The organism is Photobacterium sp. (genome assembly GCF_057456235.1).
Window position 1 is genome coordinate 66,262 of sequence record NZ_JBVCPH010000013.1, and the last position, 25,052, is coordinate 91,313.

25 protein-coding genes and 2 pseudogenes are annotated in these 25,052 nt (G+C 44.1%); 14 read left to right on the forward strand and 13 right to left on the reverse strand.

Annotated elements, in window-relative coordinates:
• Positions 1-9 precede the first annotated feature (9 nt).
• The 3 genes and pseudogenes from ygfK to AC2204_RS14750 all read right to left on the reverse strand — a co-directional run bounded on the left by ygfK (position 10) and on the right by AC2204_RS14750 (position 5,233).
• On the reverse strand, positions 10-3,141 hold the full coding sequence (ygfK, locus tag AC2204_RS14740) for a putative selenate reductase subunit YgfK (RefSeq protein ID WP_318926436.1): 3,132 nt from the start codon (positions 3,139-3,141) through the stop codon (positions 10-12).
• 351 nt (positions 3,142-3,492) lie between these two features.
• A pseudogene (locus tag AC2204_RS14745) lies at positions 3,493-3,567 on the reverse strand (IS6 family transposase); the annotation flags it as partial.
• Positions 3,568-3,706: 139 nt separating this feature from the next.
• Positions 3,707-5,233: a YfcC family protein gene (locus AC2204_RS14750; RefSeq protein WP_318926437.1), complete on the reverse strand. Its 1,527-nt coding sequence runs from the start codon at positions 5,231-5,233 to the stop codon at positions 3,707-3,709.
• 709 nt (positions 5,234-5,942) lie between these two features.
• Between AC2204_RS14750 and AC2204_RS14755 the strand changes: the two are divergent.
• A pseudogene (locus AC2204_RS14755) lies at positions 5,943-6,032 on the forward strand (IS6 family transposase); the annotation flags it as partial.
• Positions 6,033-6,148: 116 nt separating this feature from the next.
• Here AC2204_RS14755 and AC2204_RS14760 read toward each other — a convergent pair.
• Together AC2204_RS14760 and AC2204_RS14765 are read right to left on the reverse strand one after the other, a co-directional pair.
• A complete protein-coding gene (locus tag AC2204_RS14760; protein ID WP_318926438.1) occupies positions 6,149-6,742 on the reverse strand; it encodes an NADPH-dependent FMN reductase in 594 nt (197 codons plus the stop codon).
• Between the two features lies 1 nt (position 6,743).
• Positions 6,744-7,658, reverse strand: coding sequence for an EamA family transporter (locus tag AC2204_RS14765; protein WP_318926439.1), 915 nt, complete (start codon positions 7,656-7,658; stop codon positions 6,744-6,746).
• A 120-nt stretch (positions 7,659-7,778) separates the two neighbouring features.
• Here AC2204_RS14765 and AC2204_RS14770 point away from each other — a divergent pair, with 120 nt between their 5' ends.
• Together AC2204_RS14770 and AC2204_RS14775 are read left to right on the forward strand one after the other, a co-directional pair.
• Positions 7,779-8,279 (forward strand): MarR family winged helix-turn-helix transcriptional regulator, encoded by a 501-nt coding sequence (locus AC2204_RS14770; RefSeq protein WP_318926440.1) that lies wholly within the window; start codon positions 7,779-7,781, stop codon positions 8,277-8,279.
• A gap of 700 nt (positions 8,280-8,979) precedes the next feature.
• Positions 8,980-10,254: an NRAMP family divalent metal transporter gene (locus tag AC2204_RS14775; protein ID WP_318926441.1), complete on the forward strand. Its 1,275-nt coding sequence runs from the start codon at positions 8,980-8,982 to the stop codon at positions 10,252-10,254.
• A 122-nt stretch (positions 10,255-10,376) separates the two neighbouring features.
• Here AC2204_RS14775 and mocA read toward each other — a convergent pair whose 3' ends face one another.
• Positions 10,377-10,982, reverse strand: coding sequence for a molybdenum cofactor cytidylyltransferase (gene mocA / locus AC2204_RS14780; protein ID WP_318926442.1), 606 nt, complete (start codon positions 10,980-10,982; stop codon positions 10,377-10,379).
• Between the two features lie 131 nt (positions 10,983-11,113).
• On the opposite strand from mocA, the gene yqeC reads away from it, so the two are divergent.
• The 5 genes from yqeC (at position 11,114) to AC2204_RS14805 (ending at position 16,668) form a co-directional block, all read left to right on the forward strand.
• On the forward strand, positions 11,114-11,986 hold the full coding sequence (gene yqeC / locus AC2204_RS14785) for a selenium cofactor biosynthesis protein YqeC (protein ID WP_318926443.1): 873 nt from the start codon (positions 11,114-11,116) through the stop codon (positions 11,984-11,986).
• 30 nt (positions 11,987-12,016) lie between these two features.
• Entirely contained in the window at positions 12,017-13,615 is a 1,599-nt protein-coding gene (gene yqeB / locus AC2204_RS14790) for a selenium-dependent molybdenum cofactor biosynthesis protein YqeB (RefSeq protein ID WP_318926444.1), read from the forward strand.
• A gap of 85 nt (positions 13,616-13,700) precedes the next feature.
• Complete coding sequence (locus AC2204_RS14795; RefSeq protein WP_318926445.1) at positions 13,701-14,147, forward strand: MauE/DoxX family redox-associated membrane protein; 447 nt, start codon at positions 13,701-13,703, stop codon at positions 14,145-14,147.
• A 28-nt stretch (positions 14,148-14,175) separates the two neighbouring features.
• Positions 14,176-14,742: a rhodanese-like domain-containing protein gene (locus AC2204_RS14800; protein ID WP_318926446.1), complete on the forward strand. Its 567-nt coding sequence runs from the start codon at positions 14,176-14,178 to the stop codon at positions 14,740-14,742.
• A 3-nt stretch (positions 14,743-14,745) separates the two neighbouring features.
• Positions 14,746-16,668 (forward strand): methyl-accepting chemotaxis protein, encoded by a 1,923-nt coding sequence (locus AC2204_RS14805; RefSeq protein ID WP_318926447.1) that lies wholly within the window; start codon positions 14,746-14,748, stop codon positions 16,666-16,668.
• Between the two features lie 155 nt (positions 16,669-16,823).
• Here AC2204_RS14805 and AC2204_RS14810 read toward each other — a convergent pair whose 3' ends face one another.
• Both AC2204_RS14810 and AC2204_RS14815 read right to left on the reverse strand, forming a co-directional pair.
• Positions 16,824-17,396, reverse strand: coding sequence for a DUF2913 family protein (locus AC2204_RS14810; RefSeq protein ID WP_318926448.1), 573 nt, complete (start codon positions 17,394-17,396; stop codon positions 16,824-16,826).
• A gap of 205 nt (positions 17,397-17,601) precedes the next feature.
• Entirely contained in the window at positions 17,602-17,946 is a 345-nt protein-coding gene (locus AC2204_RS14815) for a hypothetical protein (RefSeq protein WP_318926449.1), read from the reverse strand.
• A gap of 184 nt (positions 17,947-18,130) precedes the next feature.
• Between AC2204_RS14815 and AC2204_RS14820 the strand changes: the two genes are divergently transcribed.
• Positions 18,131-18,640, forward strand: coding sequence for a DUF4442 domain-containing protein (locus AC2204_RS14820; RefSeq protein WP_318926450.1), 510 nt, complete (start codon positions 18,131-18,133; stop codon positions 18,638-18,640).
• 70 nt (positions 18,641-18,710) lie between these two features.
• Here AC2204_RS14820 and AC2204_RS14825 read toward each other — a convergent pair whose 3' ends face one another.
• On the reverse strand, positions 18,711-19,088 hold the full coding sequence (locus tag AC2204_RS14825) for a nuclear transport factor 2 family protein (RefSeq protein WP_318926451.1): 378 nt from the start codon (positions 19,086-19,088) through the stop codon (positions 18,711-18,713).
• Positions 19,089-19,334: 246 nt separating this feature from the next.
• On the opposite strand from AC2204_RS14825, the gene AC2204_RS14830 reads away from it, so the two are divergent.
• On the forward strand, positions 19,335-19,652 hold the full coding sequence (locus tag AC2204_RS14830) for a DOPA 4,5-dioxygenase family protein (RefSeq protein ID WP_318926452.1): 318 nt from the start codon (positions 19,335-19,337) through the stop codon (positions 19,650-19,652).
• Positions 19,653-19,729: 77 nt separating this feature from the next.
• Positions 19,730-20,125, forward strand: coding sequence for a DUF2391 family protein (locus AC2204_RS14835; RefSeq protein ID WP_318926453.1), 396 nt, complete (start codon positions 19,730-19,732; stop codon positions 20,123-20,125).
• Positions 20,126-20,405: 280 nt separating this feature from the next.
• On the opposite strand, the gene AC2204_RS14840 is transcribed toward AC2204_RS14835, so the two are convergent.
• Positions 20,406-21,290 (reverse strand): aspartoacylase, encoded by an 885-nt coding sequence (locus AC2204_RS14840; RefSeq protein WP_318926454.1) that lies wholly within the window; start codon positions 21,288-21,290, stop codon positions 20,406-20,408.
• 152 nt (positions 21,291-21,442) lie between these two features.
• Complete coding sequence (locus AC2204_RS14845; RefSeq protein WP_318926455.1) at positions 21,443-21,886, reverse strand: hypothetical protein; 444 nt, start codon at positions 21,884-21,886, stop codon at positions 21,443-21,445.
• 255 nt (positions 21,887-22,141) lie between these two features.
• On the opposite strand from AC2204_RS14845, the gene AC2204_RS14850 reads away from it, so the two are divergent.
• The gene (locus tag AC2204_RS14850) at positions 22,142-22,360 is read left to right on the forward strand and encodes a VF530 family protein (protein ID WP_318926517.1); all 219 of its coding nucleotides are present in this window, start codon (positions 22,142-22,144) and stop codon (positions 22,358-22,360) included.
• Positions 22,361-22,436: 76 nt separating this feature from the next.
• On the opposite strand, the gene arfB is transcribed toward AC2204_RS14850, so the two are convergent.
• The gene (gene arfB, locus AC2204_RS14855) at positions 22,437-22,850 is read right to left on the reverse strand and encodes an alternative ribosome rescue aminoacyl-tRNA hydrolase ArfB (protein ID WP_318926456.1); all 414 of its coding nucleotides are present in this window, start codon (positions 22,848-22,850) and stop codon (positions 22,437-22,439) included.
• A 257-nt stretch (positions 22,851-23,107) separates the two neighbouring features.
• Positions 23,108-23,554, reverse strand: a complete 447-nt coding sequence (locus tag AC2204_RS14860; RefSeq protein ID WP_318926457.1) for a c-type cytochrome — start codon at positions 23,552-23,554, stop codon at positions 23,108-23,110.
• A gap of 223 nt (positions 23,555-23,777) precedes the next feature.
• Between AC2204_RS14860 and AC2204_RS14865 the strand changes: the two genes are divergently transcribed.
• Together AC2204_RS14865 and AC2204_RS14870 are read left to right on the forward strand one after the other, a co-directional pair.
• Positions 23,778-24,140, forward strand: coding sequence for a hypothetical protein (locus AC2204_RS14865; RefSeq protein WP_318926458.1), 363 nt, complete (start codon positions 23,778-23,780; stop codon positions 24,138-24,140).
• Between the two features lie 179 nt (positions 24,141-24,319).
• Positions 24,320-25,033: an SGNH/GDSL hydrolase family protein gene (locus tag AC2204_RS14870; protein WP_318926459.1), complete on the forward strand. Its 714-nt coding sequence runs from the start codon at positions 24,320-24,322 to the stop codon at positions 25,031-25,033.
• Positions 25,034-25,052 lie beyond the last annotated feature (19 nt).

Consider the following 25,052-nt stretch of genomic DNA (forward strand, 5'->3'; position numbering starts at 1 on the left):
ACTCCTCACCTAAACATCCACTTTGCCAAGAAGGTAGTGATGGTTTGCATGCACATAGCTGATGATAGTTGCCTCATCGGCCAACGCCTCTGGCATATCAAGTTCACTCTTTTCGTTAATACTGAAGGTATAGATTTCACCTTGACTGCGCACTAACACCTCTGAACCTTCGATGTAGAAGCCGGCGTTGGTGCTATTAGTAAAGTCACCGCGCAGGTTGAACAGGGTGAACTTATCTTTATAAGGCTTGCTATCCCATGGGCAGAACTGCGCACAGTTACCACATTCATTACAGTAAGCGTCAAGATGCAAGGTCTGATACTGATCTTTAAAGCCAGGAATTGGCAATGAGATATTGGCGCGGTTAGGACACACATCCACACACTTGCTACAGATATATGAACATTCCAGGCAGCGTTTTGCTTCTTGTTCAATGAACGCTTCATGGTCTGCAGCTTCAAGTTCGCTAGCGGCAATCAGTTTGACCTGAATATCCCCTTTACGAGCGTAAACATCATCTGCATGAACCTGAGATTTCACATCGTTTTCTTGTTCGCTCTGTGCTTCGCGAGCCAGAATGGTCGTTGCCGTTTTACGGCCACCAGAGATAGCCGATACGATGGATGACGGACCGGTATTGGCATCCCCCATCAGGAACACGTTTTCAACCGCGGTTTCACACGTTTCGCTATCAACCGCAGGCCAGCCATCGTCACCCATAGGGATACCGATGCGAGTCAGCACATCACGGTTACTTTGCTCACCCACCGCTGTGATTAGGGCGTCGACCTGCAATTCCACAGTCTTATCGGTTGCCACCGGACGGCGACGTCCTTTTTCATCAGGCTCACCTAATTCCATCACACGGGCTGTCAGCTTACCGTCTGCATCGAACTGCTCAGGATTGGTCAGGAACATGAACTGCACGCCATCTTCAACCGCTTCTTCATACTCTTCTTTGTATGCTGGCATTTCAGCAATCGTACGGCGGTATATGATGGTGACTTTTTCCACGCCATCGACTTTCAATGCTGCGCGCGCACTGTCCATCGCGGTATTACCGGCACCGACAACGGCAACATGTTTACCCTGTTTATGTTCACCAAGAGGAAGCTTCTCGCCATCGTTGAAGCTACGCAAAAATTCCAATGATTTGAAGACGTTCGTGTTGTCGCCAGACAGTGAGATTGGATTGCCTTTATCGGCACCTATACCCAGGCAGATATACTTGTAGCCGCTGGATTTTAGTGTATCGACGGTCAGGTTCGGATTGCAGCCATATTCGATATTTACGCCATGTGCTTGAACGAAATCAATATCGTGCTGGATCACCTCAGCCGGAATACGGAACTGAGGAATGATGTTTTTAACCACCCCGCCTGCGTTTTGCTCTTTCTCGAACACGGTTACAGGATGACCCGCACGCGCCATGAAGTAGGCCGCAGACAAGCCAGCAGGGCCAGCACCGATCACCGCAACAGGATGCTTTTCACGGTCTAAATCCGGCTGATGCCATTTCGCTTTATAGCCTTCCCAGCCTTTTGCCAATGCCACTTTCTTCATTTCACGAATGTTCAATGCCCCTTCGTAGTCACGACGGGTACAGTTGTATTGACACTGGTGATCACAAATATGACCGGTAATGGCTGGCAGCGCATTGCGCGAATAAATCACTTCCAAGGCTTCTGTGTACTGATGCTGGCCCATCAGGCGAATGTATTCAGGAATATCCTGACTGATCGGACACGCGGTCACACAAGGGGCAATATAACAGTCAGTCAGTGGCACCGCTTTCTTCACGCTGATCTCTTCCGGACCACGCCATTCTTTCTGGGCGTAATCTGCTACCAGCGATTTCGCCGCTAATGCTTCAAGTTTGACTAAGTCGACTTGCTGCATGTTCCATTCATTACTTGTTTCCAGCTCTTTGGCACAATCAGCCAAACGCAGATAACCACCCGGCTTAAGCAGATCGGTTGCCATCGTAATTGGCCGGATGCCGGTTTCGAAAATCTCTTTAATGTTGAATTTGCTGGCACCACCTGAATAAGAAATCGGTAACATGCCGTTAAATTCACGAGACAGTTCCAGCGCCACATTGATCGATAGCGGGAACAGAGCACGGCCTGACATGTACATTTCTTTGTCAGGTAAGACCCCTTTACGGTTTAGCGTACCCAAGGTATTGGTCAGCTTCACCCCAAAACCAATGCCTCGGGCTTTACCCGAATCCACCAGACGGTGCAGCATGGCCTTGGCATCTTCAATCTGAAGATCATGGCTGAATGATTCTTCGCTAAGCGCAATGTAATCAAACCCGGCATTATCCAGAATGCCGCGCACACGCTCATACCCCAACAGCGTCGGGTTTAATTTAACAAAGGTATTAATACCCTTGTCTTCAATCATATAACGACAGATCGCTTCGATTTCATTTGGCGGGCAACCATGCATGGTGGAAAGCGTCACACCACGCGTCAATTGAGCCGGGATAGAGTCTGCCAAATGTTGCAGGCGCTCTAAACGGTGCTCAAAGCCATAGGTTTTAATGAATTCAGGATCGGCAATAAAAGCTTTCAGTTCAGCAATATAGGCATGGAATTTTTCATGCTTGCTGGAATCAACCATATCGTCGATATACGCCTGCATCGGAGCAGTCTGAATACCGGCCAGATCGTAGCCGACACTCATATTAAAGATGAAAGACTTATCTTCCCCTTCAGTGCGGGGATCAAACACTTCCTCTAGCAAATGCAGCGCAATCCATGCTTTCAGATATTCATCATAAGCCTTGGTAAGCGTGAACTCTGTTGACCATTCAGTATTAAAGCACTCATCTTCGGCATCAATACACGGCTTGGCAATTTCCAGCGTATCCAGCTTCTGAACTGTTTTCAGCTCCATGAAACGGCCACCAGCCAGCCAGGAACAGATGATATTTTGTGCCAGTTGCGTATGAGGTCCGGCGGCTGGGCCTACCGGTGTTTCATAGTGTTCATCCCAAACTTTTAAATCTTTGGTGTTTTCCTTGCGATAAAACTGCTTCGATGGGATCCCGAAAATCGATTGGCTTTCTTTATACTCACTGAAAATTCGGTTGAGTAGCTCGCCAAACGGAACGGGGCGCATGATGTCTCCCATGATAAATCTCCTTGATGCTGTATTTTTCTTGTTTTTTACACAACCAGCACATCAATTTAGTGCAATGCGTAGGGCTCAGATGTAAAAAGTAACAATTCGCTCGTTACCTCGTTTTGAATTCAATTGAGCAACTACTGCGCCAAACTTTAAAAACATTGTAATGAAGACGGAAATTCGTGACCCATGTCGAAAGTCAGGATCATTATGTGAATCAGCTCAAGGTGGGAAATTTATCTAAATAGAACAAAAACAAGTGGTAAATGAGTATGATTATTAATACGGATGAATTACCTATCAAATCAATAAAGATTTATCACTTTGATAATTATTAAGATGATAGTGATAAAGCTAGTGCCACTTCCCCTTCACTTTGATGTAGGTTTCATCGATCTGCCACGATGAGTCTGTGTGGATGAAACGATGGCGTTTGGCGTCATTGTGTTTGCAAGGTCCTTATCTGACGGTTTATGACCGAAAAAATGATTAAAGCCACGTTAATTTTTTAATTAACGTGGCTATGTATATACACGTGTTGTTGCTTCTTACATCAAGAGGCAAGGAGTAATTAAAGCATCATCACTTGAGCAACCAACAGTAGGGAACCAAAGCCAAGTAAGAAAATAACGATAGGAAGCACGAACTTCACCCACTTGTTAAATGGAATATCAAGCATCTGTAGAGTTACTAATACCAGCCCTGTTGGAGCTAAAAATAGCATGGCATACTGACCCCAGTTATATGCTGAAACAACAATATCACGAGGTATGCTCACAGTATCGGCAAGTGGAGCCATGATTGGCATCGCTAATACTGCCAGGCCTGATGAAGATGGAACGACTAATCCAAGAAGGAAGAAGACAAACATTTGAGAAACAGCAAATACACTGCCATGCATGCCTGAAACCAAATCTGAGGCATAAGCTAAGATGGTGTCTGAAATCATTCCTTGTTCAAGAACGATATTTACACCACGAGCCATGCCTATAATTAATGATACCGCGACTAACTCAGATGCCCCTTGGGTAAAGGCTTCTACGGCTTCCTTCTCCTTAAGCCCAGAGATAAATATAATTATAATGGCAATGGTTAGGAAAGATGCTGCCATTTGCGGGAACCACCACCCCCCCATTGAAACCCCCCAAACCATCATGGGGAACGCTATCGCAAATAAAGTTAAAATTATTTTTCGACGTAAGGTGAATGGTACTTTTTCTGCCAGGTTGTTATTTTTCAAAAAACGCTCTTTAAAAGACTCCCTGTCTGAATAAGTATAAGAAAATGAAGGGTCAGCTTTTATTTTCTTACAATACCAGTACAAATAACCTATAACCGTCGTCGTTCCAACAACTAAGCCAAACGTCCTGACGCCTAAGCCTTCTGTAAAGGAAATGCCAGCGGCATTAGATGCAATGACCACCGAGAATGGGTTGATTGTTGAAAATGCCGTACCTATTGACGCGGCAAGGAATATAGCACCAACACAAACGATAGAGTCGAAACCAAGAGCCAGAAAAATCGGAACAAGAATTGGGTAAAAAGCAACCGCTTCTTCTTCCAAGCCACAAGTTGTCCCTCCTAACGCCATAACGATACAGACTAAGGCTACGAATAAAAATTCACGTCCTTTCGTTTTTTCTGACAACGTTATCAGCCCTGCGTTAAATGCTCCGGTTTTATTGATGACTCCAATCATGCCTCCCAAAATCAAGATGAAAACAATAATATCTGCACCTTCAATGGTCCCTTCAACCATACTTACAGCCACATCGCCTAACCCTTTTGGAGACTGTTCTAACTGATGATAAGTCTCAGGTATCGCTATCGGCTTGCGAATTGTGCCATTGACGAACTGATCTATGCTTATATTGATATCAAGCTTTTTTAGTTCATCTTGAGTTGCGGCTACCGTTGTTACATCCCCAAAGGGGCTGACAACCTGTAAGGTGTTTTCATTTGAGTTATAAGATAGTTTTGAGTATGAGCCTGCTGGTACAATCCAGGTAAGGCCAATTGCTACTAACATTATTATGAATAAAATTGTAAAAGCAGTTGGGAATTGAATTGTTTTTTTTGAACTTTCAGCAATTTCCATAAAAACCCCTAAAATGTAGATTTAGTTCTTAAATATATCTAATAATCACCAGTAAAATATTATGTTATCAATTTTAATTATGTCGGTTATATCGCAAATATAGTCAGTGAAATATTATTCACATAGTTCGCGGGTGGAAACTTTCCATTTCCCGATACTTTAATATCAATCATTGATAGAGTGGTCATATTATAATTCGTCGAACTTTTGTGATCGTACAACGTCCGTTTTCATCTTAAACCAGACAGGATTTATATGTTTACATTGCGAATCTTCCCCAAAAAAGTTGGTATATTCCCCCGTGAGTAAAAATGCCACCATAACATCTTTTTAGTCACGAACCGCCTATTGTCAGTATAAAAAACTGTTATTATCTCTTTTCGATCGCGATTTTGGATGGTTCAGCACTGCATCAATAATCTGCAGAGGTGTATTTAGGATACTAACAATTAACGTCATTCCTGAATTCAATTTACAGGCGTTATGAGAGATGAATTAAAATATCTGTTACCCTGTTTTTTAGCCATCATAAATAGTTCATAAGACTGACACAGATTAAAATAAGGGAAAATAAAATCACAGGTGGAAAATATAGAAAATTTGATAAACGCGACATTTATCACACAAATGAAGATGTTGACGAAATATTATTCATGAAATTTATATTCAATCCTAAGTGGTGCATTAAAATATTAATTTTATGTCTCTCTGGCTTCGTCATGATGAACGTAAACCCCTTGTGCGGGAGAGATCCACTTTTATAAATCGTCTCTTCAATAGTGAAGTTGTTTACCAGTAATCATTAAGCCCATCACTGGGTAGAGCTGCTTTATCTGATTATTTGCAACAAGTCCCTCCGGAATACCTAAGCCACTGAAATGAAAAATTAGGCACCGTGCGGTGCCATCTTTTATCTTACATACCGTAGCGAAATGCCTTCCCTGCCGAGATCATATCGCGATATACCGGAGCCAGTGCTTGAGCGTAACTGGCAAGTAATGCCATTGTGTACTGATTGCGCTGATGCATTATTTGGTCGGTGCACTGGTGCTCGGCCGTCAGCAACTCTTCAACATTTCGAAAGATTAGATGATCGGGTAAAAAGCACGCGTGATTGTTCTTGTTGCCAGTCATGCGCAGTTCACTAATCGGATAGACTCCATTTACACTAGCGGACACACTCACCAGTAGCACTGGTTTATGGGCAAGCTCTTCATCTGTTGTCAGCAGCAAAAAGTTCTTAAGCGCTGGAGTCGCCATTCCGTGCCATTCAGGAGTAATCAGAACCACAGCATCCGATTGTTTAAGCATTTCGGCAATTGGCGCCCATTGCAGCCACTCTTCGGTCTGTTGCCAAACACCTTCGTTCCAAAATGGTAAGTTGAGCTGATGCAAGTCCAAAATATTAGCCTTATCGAACAGCTCTAAAGAAAGTGACTCCAAATAGCGAGCTACGTTTAGACTCTGCGAGTTAGTGCGTTGACTGCCAGATACAATTGTAATGTTCATCTTAATTCCTTTTTAAAAAGTGGCACAAAGGTAAGTGATTGGATTTATTTGACGAGGTAGCTACAGTTGGCATAGCCAGAACGATAGCAATTAGGACAAAAGCTGCGCCTAACAGCTGAAGCCATGTCAGGGTTTGATCGAGCACTACGTAACCCAAGATGCATGCAGATACGCTACTGAGAAAGCCGAGAAAAGAAACAGTAATAGGCGGCAGCTTTTCTATCCCGCGAAACCATAAGAAGTAACCTAAAATCGCACCTATAACGCTCAGATACAGGTATCCAATATAGTTTGGCAAACTCAAGTGACTAGGTAGCCCTTCTGCCCATAAAGCGACAGGAAGTAACATGACTCCACCAAAAAACAGCTGCCACCCCGTAAAACCCAGCAACGTAATACCTTTAGGTCTGCCCCATTTTTTCGTCAATACAACACCAGAAGCCATACTCAATGTGCCGACAGAAGCAACCACAAGACCAGTAGTGTTGAGCTGCGCAGAACCATTTATGACCAGTAAAGCTATCCCCACGATCCCAACCACACTTGCCAGAAGTTGAACCGGAGTCAACTCTGAATTGAGCCATTTCCTGCTCAGTAGAATCACGACGACAGGCTGTATAGACATAACCATCGCCGCCATACCACCAGGCAAATAGGTTGCGGCGAAAAATAGGCAGTAGAAAAACAAACCGATATTTAGAAATCCAAGCAGCGCAAGGCGTAGCAGCCAAAGTCCACTTGGAAAAGCCTTGCTAATGAGCACCAATAACACGCCTGCAGGCAAAGCACGAATGGTTGATGCCAGCAACGGACTTTCCGGTGGCAACAACTCTGTAGTAACGATATAAGTACTTCCCCACACAATCGGCGCTATAGCCGTCAAAACGATTGTCTTTATCTGATGTAATCCACTCATGCCACCGCTCCATTAACTCAAACAAATGTATCTTTCAAAAAAGATACTTACCACAAAGTAATAGATATTTGATTTTCGATCAAGTATCTTTTTGATAAGATATTTATGTGGGAGATAAAAATGCCATCGGATAGCGTCGATTCCATTTTGGCTCAGTGGGAAAAAGTCAGACCCGATCTAGACTGCTCTTCAATGGGTGTTGTTGGGCGGCTGCGCCGAACCAGTAATGCTTGGAAAACGAAAATGGATAAGGTGTTCAAAGAACATGGTTTAAGCAGTATCGAGTTTGATATCTTAGCAACAATGCGTCGTAACGATCCATCAGGTATCACGCCGACAGAGCTATACAAAACCTTGATGATCTCTTCGGGCGCGGTCAGTACGCGTATAGAGCAGTTGGTAAAAGAAGGACTGGTAGAGCGAATTTCAAGCGAACAAGACAGACGAAGCTGCAAAGTCACATTGACTAAAAAAGGCATTGAGATTGTTGATACTGCGCTAAACGCCCATGTAGAAAACATGGACAATATGCTGAGTGTATTAACGTCAAAAGAACAAGATCAACTAACCAACCTGCTACGTAAAATATTGATTTATGAATCAAATGGAAAGAATTCGTAAAGTCAGTTGAATAGAAATATTAACGGGGCCAAACTAGCCATTAGTTTGGATATGGCGGGGACTGTTGCTAAAAATTGGGCTTATCGCAAAAAATTCAGCCAAGGCTCAGAATTCCGTCTTTCCCATCGAATCTAAGCAGCAGCATGCCCTCTGAACGGGGCAATAAAGCCACAGAATATGAATGCTGCCAAACAGTCGCCATCTAATAAACCGCCAGACAAGTAGGTTTACTTACTTTCTCACACCTTATCTGGCGGTTATCTGGGATCTCTTTTCGGATTAAAGCAAACCTAACGTGTTCAGATTGATCTTATCGAACGAATCTACCGATTCAGCTTTAAGTAGAGTCAGTATTAAGGTCAGTTTACCTTGAGTTAAAACACACTGATTATTAATAATTTTATTATCGTTTTTTAACATGCCACCACCTAATAAACGATTAGTTCCAATCTCTTGCGTTGGAACTTAACCCTGCACTACTCGATTATATTGGTGATATATGCTTTTTTGGTTTTTGGCGCGTTTGCTAATCACATCTAAAACTGCGAAAAATGGAATGAGAGTGTTGAAAACAACCTCAAATCAAAAGAATACGTTAAATCCTATCAAACCAAAATCAAAGATAAATTTATTCCGCCAGCTCATTCAATCACTGATTAAGGGGCTGGCTGAAATATAATAACAATATCAGGATGTAATCATGGAAAGTACAGCAAACGTCCAAGTTGAACCCAGTATAGATCGATTAAAACAACTGATTCGGTCATTAGGCCCCGGTATTATGATGGCAACCGCCGCCGTTGGTGGTTCTCATCTTGTAGCATCAACCAAATCCGGTGCCATTTATGGTTGGCAGCTTGCCGGCCTGATTTTGCTCGTCAACTTCTTCAAGTACCCATTTTTTCGAGCAGGCGTGCAGTACACCATGGGAACAGGTCAAAGCCTGATCCAAGGTTATAGTCAAATGGGACGTGGTTATTTATGGCTTTTTACTGGCCTTAATGCCATATCTGCCGTGATCAACACCGCGGCGTTACTTTTATTTAGTGCTAGTTTACTTGGGTACTTCCTACCTGTAGAACTGCCGCTGACCACTTTAGCGGGAGTGGTACTGATTGCATGTTTAGCCATTTTGTTTGCCGGTCATTACAAAGCGCTCGATAGCCTGTCAAAAGTGATCATGACGGTTCTTGTGATTGCCACTGTAGGTGCTGTGATCGTTGCTGCGGGTAAAGGCAGCGTTGCACCCGCTGATTTTGAGGCGCCTTCAGCCTGGTCAATTGCTTCAATCGGATTTCTTGTTGTAATGATGGGCTGGATGCCTGCGCCAATCGAGATCTCTTGTTTAACGTCAATGTGGCTTAAGAGTCAGCGTAAAGAACAACCTGTGACGGCCAAATCAGCATTTTTTGATTTTAATGTTGGCTACATCGGAACGGCATTATTGGCTATTGTTTTCTTATCTCTGGGCGCATTGGTACTTCACGGTAACGGTACGGAATTAAAAAGCTCAGGTATTGGATTTTCACACCAACTCGTCAGCATGTACGCATCAACCATTGGTGAATGGTCTCGTTACCTTATCGCCGTTATCGCTTTCTTCTGTATTTTCGGCAGTACGATCACGGTTATTGATGGCTACTCCCGTGCATTGGCAGAAGCACAACTGTTGTTACAGAAGAAAGAACTGGAACAGCGCCGCTACCACCAAGGCTGGATGTTGTTAGTCGGTAGTGTTGCAATGGGGATCCTGCTGTTCTTTACCTCGGCATTAATGCCAATGCTCGATTTCGCTATGATCATGGCGTTCATGACAACGCCTATCTTTGCCTTGTTGAACTACCGATTAGTAATGAAAGCGGATCTGCCTAAAGAATTGGCGTTGAGTAAAAGCCTGAGAGTCTTATCTTGGGCCGGGCTGACCTACTTGTTTGGTTTCTTAGCCATCTTCATCTGGTGGAAATGGTTAATGTGATCAGCTTTAACCGATGACACCATAATCCGATCAAAAGCCAGCGACTCCCCCGCTGGCTTTTTTTACTCGGCGGTAATTCATAGCGTTGATACAACGGCTATCAAATTGATAGAAGTGATATCTCAGTTATCAATTTGATACTTATGGTGTGCGCTCTCGCACACAGCCTGATACGCCGCCGGCGTGTCGACATCTAAGTAAATATCTAACTGCTCTAAGCCAAGAAATTTGACCTTATTAGCCATGATAAGCGGCTTCATTTTCCCATCAATTTCTGAGCGTTGAATGACCGGTATGATCGATTTTGGTAACAACACCGGATGTCCCGGCTTCTCTTTGGTACCGGGAAATACCGTGTGCTCTCCACGCTCTGACCAGACTTGCTGATAGATGTCAGCAGACACACACGGCATGTCGCCATGACAAACAAAGAAGTGCTCACTGCGTACTTCACTGACACCAGCCTGAATGGAACTGAACATGCCCTGCGGGTAATCAGAGTTCACAACAACCCTGATTTTTGCACTGTTTTCATACCGTTCAATCAGCTCATTGCCACGATGCCCGACCACCAGAATCACCCGGGAACAAAAGCGAAGTGCATTTTCGATACTCTCGTCAAGGATCGTATGGTGACGGTAAGGTAGCATCATTTTCCAGCTCCCCATTCGGGAAGACAGACCGGCAGCTGGCATCACACAATCTACGTCTTGCTGTTGGTTACTCATTGAATTTCCGTTAATAATTCTAGCTCGTAAGATCTTACTTTGCTTAGTATCAAGTTGAATAACACCGCTAACTATAGTGATCCAGATTAACAGAGCAACACTGCACACTAAAAAATAAGAAGAGAGGCACCATGCGCGGCAGAACCGAACACATCCCACAGCTCCCTATCACTCCTAGCATTTTAGATGCCGCTTTTTCTGCGCCTTTTATCATCTCTCTCGTGGGTGGAGGCGGTAAAACATCCACGGCATTTTGGCTGGCACAAGAATTCAAAAAACGTGGTCATTGTGTACTGGTCACCACCACCACAAAAATGTACTTACCAGCACCAGAACAAGCAGATTATTTTATCTGTGCTGAAAATAATCACCCGGAAAAAAGCCCTGAAACGGCTTTGCTTTCACGCCTGCAAAACCAAGAATCGAAACCCGCTATCACTTTTTGCTATCAAGGTGAAATAGCGCCGAATAATGAAAGTAAAACCGGTGATATCAAAGCGCAGACCAAAGTGTCGGGGATCACACCAAACCTTGTTGAGCAGCTCAAAAACACCTCCCCTTTCACAGTTTTTATTATTGAAGCCGATGGAGCTAAGTGTTTGCCAATTAAGGCTCCTTCCGGGCATGAGCCTTGCATTCCAATTAACTCGGATATGGTGATCGGCGTGACAGGGGCAGAGATTATTCATTCTCGGGCTTGTCCTGAGAGAGTTCACAGATGGAACACGTTCTCTGCACTTACACAATGTTCGGAAGGTGACGCTATCGGTCACCGAATATTGTGTCGATTGATTGAGCACCCACATGGAATGTTTAAGCAGGCTCCAAACCATGCCATCAAGATCTGGTTAGTCAATAAAGTTGATCTTGCGCCGTCGTACTTAAAGCTGACTCAGCTGGCGCAAACGATCATCGCACAAACCCACCAACTTGATGCGATCTGGCTTGCTGCGATGCACGATCTATCGCCGATAAAAGACATTGTAACGAGGAGAAACTCCTGACCTCGTTACGCGATATAGAGGTCAAATTTAATGAATATTTTTGCTCAGGCAGCTCTGTTAGAACAACAAAACATACCTTTTGCGTTTGCTAACATCATCGAGACCCGAGGTTCGGCACCTCGTCATTCAGGACAGATGATTATCAAGGCAGACGGTACCATCACCGGTACGGTCGGTGGTGGCATGATCGAACGCTACGTTATTGAACAGTCACTTGAAGCCCTGCAAGAAAGGAAACCCCGGGTAGTAAAAGGCCGTATGACTCGAACCGGCCCGGAAGCGATGGGCATGGACTGCGGTGGCGCAATGACGGTTTCAATCGATGTTTACGGCCTGCGCCCGGCTCTATTACTAATTGGTGGCGGCCACGTAAACCGTGCCGTTGCCCATGCGGCTCATGTTTTAGGTTTCGATATCAGCGTTGCTGATGCTTACGAAGACAGCCTGGCCGAAGAGCATTTCCCCCCCGGTACCAAACGCATTTTAGGCAAAACGATGGATGATGCCATCGACCAGCTGGATATTAACAAAGAGAGTTTTGTGGTTATTGCAACTAACCACCAGGATCAAGATGCGATTACCAAAGTCGTCGGTTGTGATACCCAATATATCGGCCTGATGGCCAGTCGCCGCAAAGTACAGACATTATTCAATCACTTGCGAAAAAGTAACGTCAGCGAAGCCCATATCCAGGCTATTCACTCGCCGATTGGTTTCAATATTGGCGCAGAAACACCGGAAGAAATTGCCATCAGCATTATGGCTGAAGTCCTCAAAGTGAAACATCAGTCTTCTGGCGGGTTAATGAAAGATGATACCCGCCTCAATCGCAACAAATTGGTAATGATCCGTGGCGCTGGCGATATTGCGACGGGAGTGGCTATTCGCCTGCATAATGCGGGCTTTAAAGTTGTGATGACCGACATTGCCCAACCCACAGTGATTCGTTGCACCGTCGCCTTTGCCCAATGTTTATACGGTGATCCCGTTGAAGTCGAAGGCGTAACAGCCAGAAAAGCCCATAGCAGTGAAGATGCCTTTGCTGCCATTGAACAAGGTCTGATCCCGGTTATTGCTGATGAACAATGCAGCTCGCTTGCCAGCTTAGCACCGACCTTCCTTGTCGACGCCATTCTTGCCAAGCGCAACCTGGGCACAACCCAAAATATGGCTCCGATCACCATTGCTTTAGGTCCGGGCTTTAATGCTGGCATCGATTGCGATGCGGTCATTGAAACCAACCGCGGCCATCATTTGGGCCGGATCATCTATCAGGGGGAAACCCAGCCAAATACCGGGGTTCCCGGCAACATCGCCGGCTATACCCACCAGCGAGTTCTGCGCGCCCCTTGCCAGGGAATTATGCACAACCATGTCAAACTCGGCGATATTGTCGAAGAAGGGGATGTGATCGCCCATGTTGGCGACAGCCAGATTGTTGCACCGTTGAACGGCATGGTACGCGGACTGCTCAACGACGGATTAAGCGTTACTGAAGGATTTAAAATCGGCGATATTGATCCCCGCGGCATAGAGGCCGACTATACAACCGTTTCAGATAAAGCTCGTGCCATTGGCGGCAGCGTTCTCGAAGCGATGCTGTACCTGGAGCAAACTACATTGAATTAACGTCTTGCAGAAGAAAGCCCGTGCAGGGCTTTCTCTCTGACGCAGATTAAAATCAACGTCAACGTCACGGAAAGAGAGTATTGCTATGAAAACAAGAGGATACGTTCATCAGTTCATCACCAGCTTTATTTTCATGTCGGCAGCAGCGATTGCGCTAAAAGGCTTCTTTGCCCCCGAAAACACGGCGCTGCTGTTGCTCGATACCGGCTTACTCTCCGCTATGTATGTTGACCCCATAGCCTTCGCATTACCACTTGCGCTCTCGATTTGTGCAATGCTCGCTTTTTATGAGCTAGTAAGTCTAGTGCCTGTTGTTGCCTGTTTTGCGTTGTACACCGTACTTTCTGGCATCGCCATCCAGCAAGGCCTCAACATTGATTGCGGTTGTAACCTGCCAGGATCTCTGGAATCAATTGTCTATAGTGAAATCGAACCGCAGTTCTTCATATATCTGATCATTACCCTGATGGCTGGCGCTTTACATCTCTTCAATGCCAGGCGCCCGATACATACGACTGCACATCCAGCCTGATTACATTACTTAACTGAGGATAATAATAATGCTTGTAGATAAAAACCTTTCCCGACCATCACAGCGCGGTTTTTGGCTTAACACCTTTATTCTCGGCGCTGCGCTACTCATCTTTCCCTTGAGTGCATCTGCCGGGTTGTTTGGAAATAAATTTGAGAACGAGGTTAAAACCGAGCAAATCGCAATCAACCTCCATAACGAAACAATGCAAGGCGGTTATCAGTTAATTAATACTGAAAAAGTCAAAGCGCTACTTGATGACAAAAAAGATGTTCTGATCATTGATGCCATGCCATTTAAAGACAGCTATAAAAAGGAACACATTCCTACCGCTCAGCAGTTCTTATTCCCTGTCTCGTCTATGCCTGAATGGAACAACGCTGAAACCAATGGCCAAAGCGAGCAAGACTTCACCCAGATGTTAGGCACTGACAAAGACAAAATGCTGGTGTTCTATTGCGGTTTCGTCAAATGTGGCCGCAGCCATAATGCCGCAACATGGGCCGTTAAGCTGGGCTACAACAATGTATACCGCTATCCTGGCGGCATCTTCGCCTGGAAAGGTGCAGGCTTTAAAACGGCCAGTGTGAAGTAACCAATGAATAAGCTCAATCACATCTCAATAAAAAATAAAATCATCTTCGCGACCTGTATTGCGCTCCTCTTCTCGCTTTCAGCAACAACACTGATAAATAATTATCAGGTCAAACAGTTGATGCTCAAGCAAGTTGAAGAGCAGCAGTTGCCGACGGCTCTTGCTGTTATCCGTGAAGCCATAGAAAGTGATATTAAGCTGCCGGTTCAAGCTGCCAGCCAACTGGCAAACAATGTCTTTATTCAGAACTGGATATTAAACGGTGAATCCGATAGCAGACGAGCCGAAGTCTTAAGCCAGTTAGACTCCCTGGCTAACACGGAAAATGTGAACGGCACCTTCCTGGTGTCGATTAAAGGCTTACATGACTATCGCTCTGGCGAAGGTCTCAGAGGGGCCGTTTCAGTCGATGACCCAGCCTATTCCTGGTTATATAACCAACTCCGTACTGGTGAAGCTGTCAGCCTGACTTTTGATACCGGTCAGGAAGGACAGGAGCGCCTGTTTATCAATAACCTGATCACAAAAAATGGCGAACCGCTCTCGGTTTCCGGGATGGCAATTGATCTCAGTCAGCTATCCGCCATGCTGCGACAATACAAGCTGGGCGAAACAGGTGGCGTCTATCTTGTCTCACAGCAAGGCGAAATCAGAATACAGCCTGAAACAGGCGTCATGAAAAATCAGTTACCCGCCCCTCTGAAAACAGTATTGCTGAATCAGCAAGAGTTCAGCCTTGGTAAACTGAATACCGGTCAAGGTACACACCTTGTTGCCTCAAGTTATTTACCCATAATTGATCTGTATATTGTTGCTGAAATTTCCGAAAACGAGTTATACCGCGCCTTTGACTCCGTCACTGATAAAAACATCCTCATTAACATCGCCCTGGCGGTATTATTCACCCTTCTTGCTGCGCTTTTAGCCGCTAAGATCGTGACTCCGATCCGCAATGTCGCCCATTTAATGCGTGAGATTGGTGAAGGCGAAGGCGACCTCAACCAGAGGCTAGAAATAAAGGGCAATGATGAAATCACTGAGCTTTCGATAGGTTTCAATAGCTTTGTCGAAAAAATACACCACTCGATAAAAGAGGTTTCACAGGTCAGTGCTGAGCTAGTCGCCTCGATTGAAAACACCAAACAGCTTTCTGAAGGTGCGGGACATATAGTAGAGGATCAAAAAGAGCAGACAACCCAAATCGCAACCGCAATTAATGAAATGGGTACTACCATCTCGGAAATGGCGCGTAACGCTTCAATTGCGGCAGACTCAGCGCAGCAAGGCAACAACGAGGTGTCGAACGGCATCGATATTGTCCAAAGCAACATCGAGTCGATGTCGGCGTTATCACGTAATGTGAATTCAGCCTCTTCAGTCATTACCAACCTCGCCCAGCAAACCGATAAAATTGGTGCCATCATCGATGTCATCAATGGTATATCAGAGCAAATCAATCTGCTGGCACTGAACGCTGCGATTGAAGCTGCGCGAGCAGGCGATCAAGGTCGTGGCTTTGCTGTGGTCGCCGATGAAGTCCGCTCTCTGGCACACAGAACAAACCAATCAACGCTTGAAATACAGGAAATGATCACCCAACTGCAGCAAGGCACCAAAGAAGCCGTCAATGTGATGAATGAAGGGAAAAGCAGCAGTAAGTTAAGCCTGGAACTGGCAGGAAATATCGGCAGTTCTTTAGCTGCGATTCAAAAAACCATCGCCACCATCAATGATATTAACACCCAGGTTGCAACCGCGACAGAAGAGCAAAATGCGGTGGTTTCTGATATCGGCCGGAACATAGAGAAAATAAGCGAACAAAGTTATCAAACGTCAGATGCTTCAAGTCAGACAATAGAAGCTTGTCACCAGCTCAATGCATTATCCGGCCGATTAAAAAATCTAATCATCCAGTTTAAGATTTAACCTAACGAATGCTGTTAGTTACAGATAACAAGCTGTTCATCGGTTTCTTCGGCCTTAGAGATACACTTCCAACGTGCGGGCTGTCAGGCGACAGCTCGCAAACTCTCAACAAAATGAGCATTCAGTCACCTATTCGAAAAGCCTCCCTCAGTAAGTTACCGCCGAAATAACTCGACCCGCAGGTGGCTTTCGTCTTCGTATGCGACAACCGATTGGAAATAGCCGCTTTGCTCTATAATGGAAGAAAATAAATCTTTGTGGTCTGAACTGCCGATAAAAAGGATCTGGGTGGATTTAATCATCAGTCCGTCATCATCAAAGCTCGATGTTAAATCTTCATCAACCACACATACCAGCACCTTGCCATATCGAGCCTTCAAGTCGATATCGTGGGCCAGCGAATATTGAACTTTAGTACTAAGCTGAAATTCAATATCCTTGATGAGTCCGACAAAACGATACAGGTCAGTTGAACAAGTGTGCAGCAGGCGCTCTTGTTCACGAACTAAAATGGCTTCCAAATTGCTATCCGGTTGCCGACCGAGCAACAGCCAATTTTTCGTTGACTTCTTGACAGCCCGATATCGATTGGATTTGACTATGGGTTTGAGATACTGAACAAGCAGGTTATTCATCTCAGTTACAGTAAGGCGTTTGTCGAGTTTTTTAAATTCCAGGTGTAGCAAGGCGTGAGTACTAATGTCTAACAGAAGTTGGGATTGGCTCATTCGCGTACCGAGTTGAAACAGGTATTAATGCCAATATCATACTATTACTGTTGTAAAATAATAGTCTTCTTCCCAGATCGAGCATCTTATCGGGCTTTAGGCTAATAATCGTGCAGACTGACAGTGATGCCGGAAGGGAACCTAACTATATCACCATAATCAGGTTCAACTTTTTAAGCTCGGAATAACGTCAAAACATGACTAACTAGTGTTTAAAGGTATTCGTTTCATTTTCGCTGGTTGCAGTGAGATCGCCTGCGGGATTAATCAGGTGAGGCAATATCTTCGTTAAGTTTAGCTCGATATCGTTATCTTCCACAGGACCAATGACCTCGTTATACCACCCAAGCAAGCCAAGTACAGCATAGCCAATTGCATCGTCACTCTCGCGATGCTCAATAATGATCTGTAGAAACCGTAAGATAGCCTTATCATTTGATTTGGCTTGTTTTAGTGTTGTTTGAAAGATATCTGTGGCTTCAGCAATCAAGCCTTCATATTCAGTCTCAATCGCGACTTTAAAAGATCCACCATCAACGGAAATTTTCATATTAATTTAGCCTTTTATTATCATTGGGGGGAATATTAACGAATAAAGTACAATTTGTCGTTGGCCTCTCTCTAAAACACACTCCGAAAGTGGGCTCGTCCTACTCTTCAGCGAGCGATAAAGTTGACAGAACCACCGTATAGAGCTTAACTGGTCTAATGAGTTACTATCAGGAGAAAAAGCAATGGATCGCAGAGTCATTAACGCAAATATCATGCTTAAACATTTTGCAAAGCATCAGGTTCAATTAATTGATTACTGTACGCCCGAGGTTTTGGCGATTGATGACGAGCAGCTATCCCTCAAGTTGCCATTGAATCAAAAGACCCGGAATCACTTAGGCAGCATGTACTTCGGCGCATTAGCCATAGGGGCAGATATTGCCGCTGGCCTGATGGCAATGGAACTCGCCAGCAATTCTGGACTTAATGTGTCCCTTGCCTTTAAATCCGTCCAAGGTGATTTTCATCGCCGACCAGAAGATGATGTCATCTTCCATTGTCATCAAGGGAAAGACATTAGAGAGATGCTGGAGATGAGTAATCAGACGGGTGAGCGGATCAACAAACCGATCACCGTTACGGCAACGTGCCCAACCAAAGACGGTGCACAACCGGTCGCAACTTTTATCCTGACGTTGTCACTCAAGATTGTCCCGTCCTCTGTTGCTTCACCCACCGAGATAACCTCCTGAAATGCATGTTTTGAAGGCGACATTCTGTCGCCTGATGACATGATTGCATTTAAGCAGAAACACTTGCGGCCTAAAGTCTGGCAGCCATCAATTGATGGATAAGATTAATCGCCTTAAGCGGCCGCAGCATCACCTTGAAGTCAATAATCTTACCACTGTCATCCCAGCGGATCATATCTACCCCATTGACAACAATTCCGTCTATTTCAACGCTAAATTCCAATACCGCATCACGATCATTCACAATTTCACGCTCGTACCTGAATGTCTCGTTGAAAAGCACCCCAAACGCAGCTGTCAGGTATTGCAAAGTGATTGCCCTTCCCTTCTGAGGTGTATATGCCACAGGAGAATGAAAGGTGACATCATCAGCGAGCAGCTCATTTAATGCCGACATATCCCTTGACTCGACAACCTGATGCCAAGTATCAATTACTTTCGTATCCATTAACAAATTTCCTATTGCTGGAGAAACAGAAGAACTAAACTATACTTCATAAATACAAATCTAAGCTTATGACATAAAAGCATTTTAACCAGTTAAAACGCGAAAAAATCATGCGAGAATTAATCACCGCTGTCCGGTATTCAACAGATCCGTTCATATTCAATATAACTGACCAACTACATCAAACCAGCTAACTGGTACCAATACATACGCTCGATATAATAAAGGAAATAAAGGAGTACCAAAATGTATCATGCTCATATCTATTTTGATTTGCCGAAACTAGCGCTAGCAAAACAAGTTCATCAGCTAATTGCCTCTAACCGAAGTGATATTAGAAAAATATTTCCTCTTGTTACCCGCAGGGTTGGCCCACATGATAAGCCGATGTTTGAGGTTCACTTTAATGATGACCAGAATGGATTTATTGACTGGCTCGATCAGAATCGACAAGGACTATCAGTACTTATCCACCCGGTGACAGGAGATGAGCTGTCCGATCACACCACAGGCACACAATGGTTAGGCCAAGCCCTACCGATTCACATTCAAGCCATAGTATAATACCTGATTGAATCAGCCACTAAAAAAGAGCTTATATCATAAAGCTGAAACGGCAATCATGGTGAAAAGGGAACTTAATGAAATTCAGTTTTAATATGGAAGATGCAAGTCAAGTGTTTGTTGGCGCTTTTGCGCTTGCAGTGCCTATATCCTTTTCTGAAGAGGCCTGGCGTTTAGGTGAAACGCTCCCTTTCCCGAATCTACTGACGTTATTTGCTTTATCTGTCCTCTTTATTGGTGTCTTTACTTATCAAAGTGTATTTCAAAAAAATATTAATGAGCGGTTATTTGCTTTCGTTTTTCGTATCGTTATATCTTATTTAATGACTGCGTTAGTCGTTTGCTTAGTACTTTTCTGTTTAGACAAACTTCCATTATTTGACGACCCAATAACGTCTTTAAAACGGATGATTGTCATTACCATGCCAGCCTCTATGGGAGCAATAGTGGTAGATAGTTTTGACAAAGAATGAAGTAATCGTTTAGCCATTATCATATCCACACTTGGGGGTCGCTTAAAATGGCTTGCGCTGTATCCGACAACTCGACAAGTGAGCGAAATAGCAGGAACTGACCTGGCTGGTATCACTCCGAGTCCTGCATCTTGAGGCTACTTGGTATATAAGCCGAGTGCCACTCCACAAAGTGGCACTGGTACATCAAATTATTTAATCGTCTATTATTCGATAATAGTCGCTTTACACTATCGTTGGCGGCTGATTTTTTGACTCACTATAACGATAACTCCGTTGGTCAAAGTTCTATAAGCCGTTTTTTAGCTAGCGACATCGCCAGGTTGTTGTCATAGTAAGCGGCCTCATTAATAAAGTGAGGATAGGCTTCATAATCACCTTCCCAGCAAACTTCTTTACCGTCAAACAGGGTAAAGATCGGGTCACCTGAATGCAGTGGTTTAAAATCATTATCCTGAATATTTTTATGTACCATACCGGCACGCTCACCGTTTTCATCTTCTGGTAATTTCAGCGTTTCGGTATATTGGAATGCTTCATAACTGGCAGGAAGTGGCGGCAACGCATTGGTATTATGCAGTTCGATGTAATCCAGAATATGGCGGGTCATTTCTTCCATCCAATCCAGCACATCCTGACGGATCACCGATTGAGGTTGCGGGCCAATTTCAACAATCACACCGTTGGGAGAGATTGAACTGAGGAAGAAATGCTCTTCAACGGGCACCTGATCCTCGAAAACTACAACTGCAGATGGCATACACGATTTCACATAGGCGCCCATTTTGCGATTAAAGTCATCTGACTGCAGCAAAATAAGCGAAGGTCCCATATTACTGGTGGTGTTATGAAGATCGATGATGAAATCGGTTTTAGCATTGCCCTTGGGGCCAAGCTGATTGTTTATCGCTTTTGCTCTGCTTTGCTCATAATTGGCAAGCTCCTGATCTTCGAGATCGGCCAATAAAAACTGACGATTCAAATCACAATCAATATAACGCTTGTTCTCTTCATGTGCTTTCGGATTGGCAAAAACCATTTGTGTCGCAAAACTGGTACGAGAAATTAGCTGCGCGTTTTTTTGCCACTTTCGTAGCAAATAGATGCCACTAAATTCATTACCATGTGTGCCGCCGACAACGGCAACTGTGTTAATTTTATTCATCGTTGTTTCCACCGGCTGATTTTCACGGGCTGAGTGCTCACCGATTGAGTATTAAAAGGCACCAATCTCACTAGCCATTCATTTTTTATGCATAAATCCAGTGTACGCATTTTGCTGATTCATGCCAGTGAAAGATGGCTTTTCTCTTGTTATCAAACCGGTCGTGTTTGGATCAGCTTCAAATATGAATGCAAATCACCATTTTTATACTCAATAGCAGAGTGAATATTAACGGTTTTATTGGCGATAACCGCGCAGTGGTATCGGTTATCGCCTTTATTGATTTCAATCTCAATCACACCGTCGACTAAAGACCAGTGGCCTTGGGCTTTCATTCGATTGAACAATGAATATTCATCTAATGTCCCGTCAGCATGCAATATTAATTCAGTGATATAACCTGCACTGCAGGTTTTAATCCAATGTTGACAAGCAATCTCAACAAGAGTGAAATTTCGTTTGTTTTCAAGCCACAGATCGATTTTCTGATGTAGGTCTTCATCTAAATCAGGTAGCGCATCAGTCTCTAATAACCTCGCCCTGTCTGTTTCGCGAAAGAACAACTGTAGTAACTGAAGTGTTTTTTTCTCTGACATCCCTATCGCCTCAAACAGTAAAATCATAAAGAGAGTAAAGAGAAACAACGCGAATCGCTAAAACTATCATGACAAATAGACTAGAAGTGTTAGCAAGATCAATAAATTACAATACTAGCCGGATGATTATCTTGCTCTCTGAAAACGGTTTGACCGATACTGAATGCAGTTCGCCGCAGAATGCGCCTCGACGGGAATACTATCGATGGTGAAGCTGATATACTTATCGCTGGTTTCATTAATCTGCCACAAGTTATGACACAAGAAAATAATCCACTACACGGCATTACCCTGGAAAAGCTCCTCACCGAACTGGTCGAATACTATGGTTGGGATGAGCTTGGTGCCCGCATCAATATCCGTTGTTTCAACGATAACCCCAGCATTAAATCCAGCCTCAAATTTTTACGTAAGACAGAGTGGGCAAGAGTGAAGGTCGAAAACCTTTATCTTAAAATGCAAAAACACCGCTAAACTGAACTCCCCCAAAAAAGCGCTAAATTATCTAGCGCTTTTTGTTTTTTTGAAGCAAAACACCTTAATGCTGTAATTAAAAACTCACCTTTCCGCGCAGGGACTTAGTGCCGCCTCGCTGAGTTTTTTTATCCATTCTCCGGCGTTTTGAACCTAATGTCGGTCGGGTCGCCCGACGTGCTTTCACCTGAACAGTGGCTGAAATGATTAACTCTTTTAAACGCTCCAGCGCATCTTCTCTGTTTTTTTCCAGAGTACGGAATTGTTGCGCTTTGATAATGATCACGCCATCTTTGGTCAGCCGGTGATCAGTCAACTTTAAAAGACGCTCTTTATAGAATACCGGTAAGCTGGAGCGATTAATATCAAACCGGAGATGCACAGCACTGGATACCTTATTGACGTTCTGCCCGCCAGCACCTTGTGCGCGAATAGCTGTCATTTCGATTTCCCAATCGGCCAGCTGAACATTGTTGGATATGGTTAACATAGTTGATTTAGAAACCTGGTCAGTTGAGTCTGTAGTATACCAATCGTCATTGTCTTTGAGATAGATCTTACGTGTTGCTTCTGGATGCTTAATCTAGCTTCCTTGCCAGAGGCTATCAGAAATTAGCAGTCAGGGAGGCAAAAATCGTTAAAATATGATTTAAAAAACAAAAAAAAAGCAGCCAGCAAAAAAAGCTGCTTTTAACTCTGTTCTTGTATGCCGAAAATTAATCACTCAACAGAGCAGGCTTGAGCACCTTACCGGTAAGGACTGTAAAGAGTTGGTTCGTACGGCTCAAGTTCATAATGCGACTCTAGGAAAGTAACCAAATCAATCAATTGAGTAACTGTTAATGCATCATTATAGTTAGGCATTATTGATTGACCCTCGTATTGAATAACATCAAGTTCATACCCTTCTGCAATTTGATGCGATGGGTTTATTACCGATGTAACGAGTTCAGCATAATTCTTAATCCGCTTAACCTTTCCACCAAGCGCAACAGAAGCCGTTGCTCTCTCCGCTGCCGATTCAGGCCGTTCAAATCCCTCCATTGTATGGCATTCAAGACATTGCATGGTCAAAAAGACTTTTTCCCCATTAGCCACATTCCCTGCGGGTAAACTAAAGCCCGTAGAACTCGGCTCACATCCCGTTAATCCCACTGCAGCTAATAGTAAAATGAATATCAGATTTTTATTCATTACCGCCACTCCTTATTTTTACTAAAATAATCGAGTTTACAAACGCTCAATTAAACAGAGAGTTCACTGACAAGTGTAGAATAAAATCATTCGCTTCGTTCAGAACCGCGCCATATCCTCCAACTCTCCTTTCCGTCAGTTATTATCTTAACTAGGTCATTGACGCTATATAACTCCGTTCTATAGTTAATAAGAACCAACACAGAGACAATATGGGGGAGCTATGACATCTCAAGTTTCATATTCTAAACTGGAAAAAGCCTACGGCCATGATTTTCGTAATAAAATCAATATGACCCGAAACACTAATGAAGTTTACGATGTGTTCTGCTACACCGTTGCTTCAATATTCAATGAAATTGTAGACAAAAAAAAATTCAAGGAAACTGACATTGACTTCTACCCCGAGAAGGAATGCCACTATGAGCTAGGCGAAAAACTGAAACAAGATTCGGCCATAACAGAATGCCTGAATGACTCTGACTTAAGCCGTATCCTGAATGATCTGGCTCAGACCGCAGCCAACAGACACACCCACCTGGAGAAACATCCGGAAAAGACAAACTCCAAGATCATGCGTCATTGAACTGCCTGATATCAATCAGATTGAATAACGGATCATGTCCGGTTATTCACTATTTAAATGTGGTTAATTTCAGTGGGATTACCTCAGTGGCACAACTTCCCCTCCAGCCGCCCAAAACTGGCGGGGGGGTCCCATCGAAACATGTTAGCGCCATGAAAGGACCCAGTAAGGAAACAGACATGCTTCACTACTTAACGCTGTTGTTAATGGGCCCCGTAGTTGTGGCTCAGGGACTCTATGTTCGCAAAGTAACACCCAGATTAGAAGAAGCGACCGGCGATCGTAGTGGACGTTGCGGACAAGGTCAGTTACTTCGTCTGTTATTAATCGGGGACTCCGCAGCTGCAGGCGTTGGTGCCAGCAGTCAATCAAAAGCCCTGTCAGGTAATCTGATCAGCGCATTAAGTGGAAAATTTCAACTCGAGTGGCAACTACTGGCAAAATCAGGATATACCACACAAGATACCTATGACATGTTGATACATCAGCCGAAAGAACAATATGATGTTGTCGTTATTTCATTAGGAGTTAACGATGTTATCAAAACGTTCACCACTAAAGACTGGTTAAAGCACCAAATAGCCCTGATTGTATTTATTCGTCAACACTTTTCCTGCCGACAAATAGTACTCACCAAAATCCCTCCGATGGAGCGTTTTCCGGCCTTACCTCCTCCTTTACGCTGGTACCTGGGAAGAAAAGCGAGAGATTTCAATCGGTGTCTGAGCGACTGGACTATAAGTCAGGATGATTGTGAACTGATCGATATTAACCACCGGTTAAAGCCCGAGCAGATGGCAACTGATGGCTTTCATCCCGGACCGGGGATCTATCAATTTTGGGGGCAGACTATCGCACAAGTGATCAAAGCCCGCTGGCAATCAAATGGCTGAGCTGCACTTACATCGAATA

Bases quoted from the DNA above. Each gene is read 5' to 3' on its own strand.
- AC2204_RS14870 (WP_318926459.1), top strand. From the start codon at position 24,320: ATGCTTCACTACTTAACGCTGTTGTTAATGGGCCCCGTAGTTGTGGCT.
- AC2204_RS14775 (WP_318926441.1), top strand. From the start codon at position 8,980: ATGGAAAGTACAGCAAACGTCCAAGTTGAACCCAGTATAGATCGATTA.
- AC2204_RS14800 (WP_318926446.1), top strand. From the start codon at position 14,176: ATGCTTGTAGATAAAAACCTTTCCCGACCATCACAGCGCGGTTTTTGG.
- AC2204_RS14750 (WP_318926437.1), bottom strand. From the start codon at position 5,233: ATGGAAATTGCTGAAAGTTCAAAAAAAACAATTCAATTCCCAACTGCT.
- AC2204_RS14820 (WP_318926450.1), top strand. From the start codon at position 18,131: ATGGATCGCAGAGTCATTAACGCAAATATCATGCTTAAACATTTTGCA.
- AC2204_RS14795 (WP_318926445.1), top strand. From the start codon at position 13,701: ATGAAAACAAGAGGATACGTTCATCAGTTCATCACCAGCTTTATTTTC.
- ygfK (WP_318926436.1), bottom strand. From the start codon at position 3,141: ATGGGAGACATCATGCGCCCCGTTCCGTTTGGCGAGCTACTCAACCGA.
- AC2204_RS14850 (WP_318926517.1), top strand. From the start codon at position 22,142: ATGACACAAGAAAATAATCCACTACACGGCATTACCCTGGAAAAGCTC.
- AC2204_RS14860 (WP_318926457.1), bottom strand. From the start codon at position 23,554: ATGAATAAAAATCTGATATTCATTTTACTATTAGCTGCAGTGGGATTA.
- AC2204_RS14845 (WP_318926455.1), bottom strand. From the start codon at position 21,886: ATGTCAGAGAAAAAAACACTTCAGTTACTACAGTTGTTCTTTCGCGAA.
- mocA (WP_318926442.1), bottom strand. From the start codon at position 10,982: ATGAGTAACCAACAGCAAGACGTAGATTGTGTGATGCCAGCTGCCGGT.
- AC2204_RS14825 (WP_318926451.1), bottom strand. From the start codon at position 19,088: ATGGATACGAAAGTAATTGATACTTGGCATCAGGTTGTCGAGTCAAGG.
- AC2204_RS14835 (WP_318926453.1), top strand. From the start codon at position 19,730: ATGAAATTCAGTTTTAATATGGAAGATGCAAGTCAAGTGTTTGTTGGC.
- AC2204_RS14840 (WP_318926454.1), bottom strand. From the start codon at position 21,290: ATGAATAAAATTAACACAGTTGCCGTTGTCGGCGGCACACATGGTAAT.
- AC2204_RS14815 (WP_318926449.1), bottom strand. From the start codon at position 17,946: ATGAAAATTTCCGTTGATGGTGGATCTTTTAAAGTCGCGATTGAGACT.
- AC2204_RS14770 (WP_318926440.1), top strand. From the start codon at position 7,779: ATGCCATCGGATAGCGTCGATTCCATTTTGGCTCAGTGGGAAAAAGTC.
- AC2204_RS14805 (WP_318926447.1), top strand. From the start codon at position 14,746: ATGAATAAGCTCAATCACATCTCAATAAAAAATAAAATCATCTTCGCG.
- arfB (WP_318926456.1), bottom strand. From the start codon at position 22,850: ATGTTAACCATATCCAACAATGTTCAGCTGGCCGATTGGGAAATCGAA.
- AC2204_RS14865 (WP_318926458.1), top strand. From the start codon at position 23,778: ATGACATCTCAAGTTTCATATTCTAAACTGGAAAAAGCCTACGGCCAT.
- yqeB (WP_318926444.1), top strand. From the start codon at position 12,017: ATGAATATTTTTGCTCAGGCAGCTCTGTTAGAACAACAAAACATACCT.
- AC2204_RS14760 (WP_318926438.1), bottom strand. From the start codon at position 6,742: ATGAACATTACAATTGTATCTGGCAGTCAACGCACTAACTCGCAGAGT.
- yqeC (WP_318926443.1), top strand. From the start codon at position 11,114: ATGCGCGGCAGAACCGAACACATCCCACAGCTCCCTATCACTCCTAGC.
- AC2204_RS14810 (WP_318926448.1), bottom strand. From the start codon at position 17,396: ATGAGCCAATCCCAACTTCTGTTAGACATTAGTACTCACGCCTTGCTA.
- AC2204_RS14830 (WP_318926452.1), top strand. From the start codon at position 19,335: ATGTATCATGCTCATATCTATTTTGATTTGCCGAAACTAGCGCTAGCA.
- AC2204_RS14765 (WP_318926439.1), bottom strand. From the start codon at position 7,658: ATGAGTGGATTACATCAGATAAAGACAATCGTTTTGACGGCTATAGCG.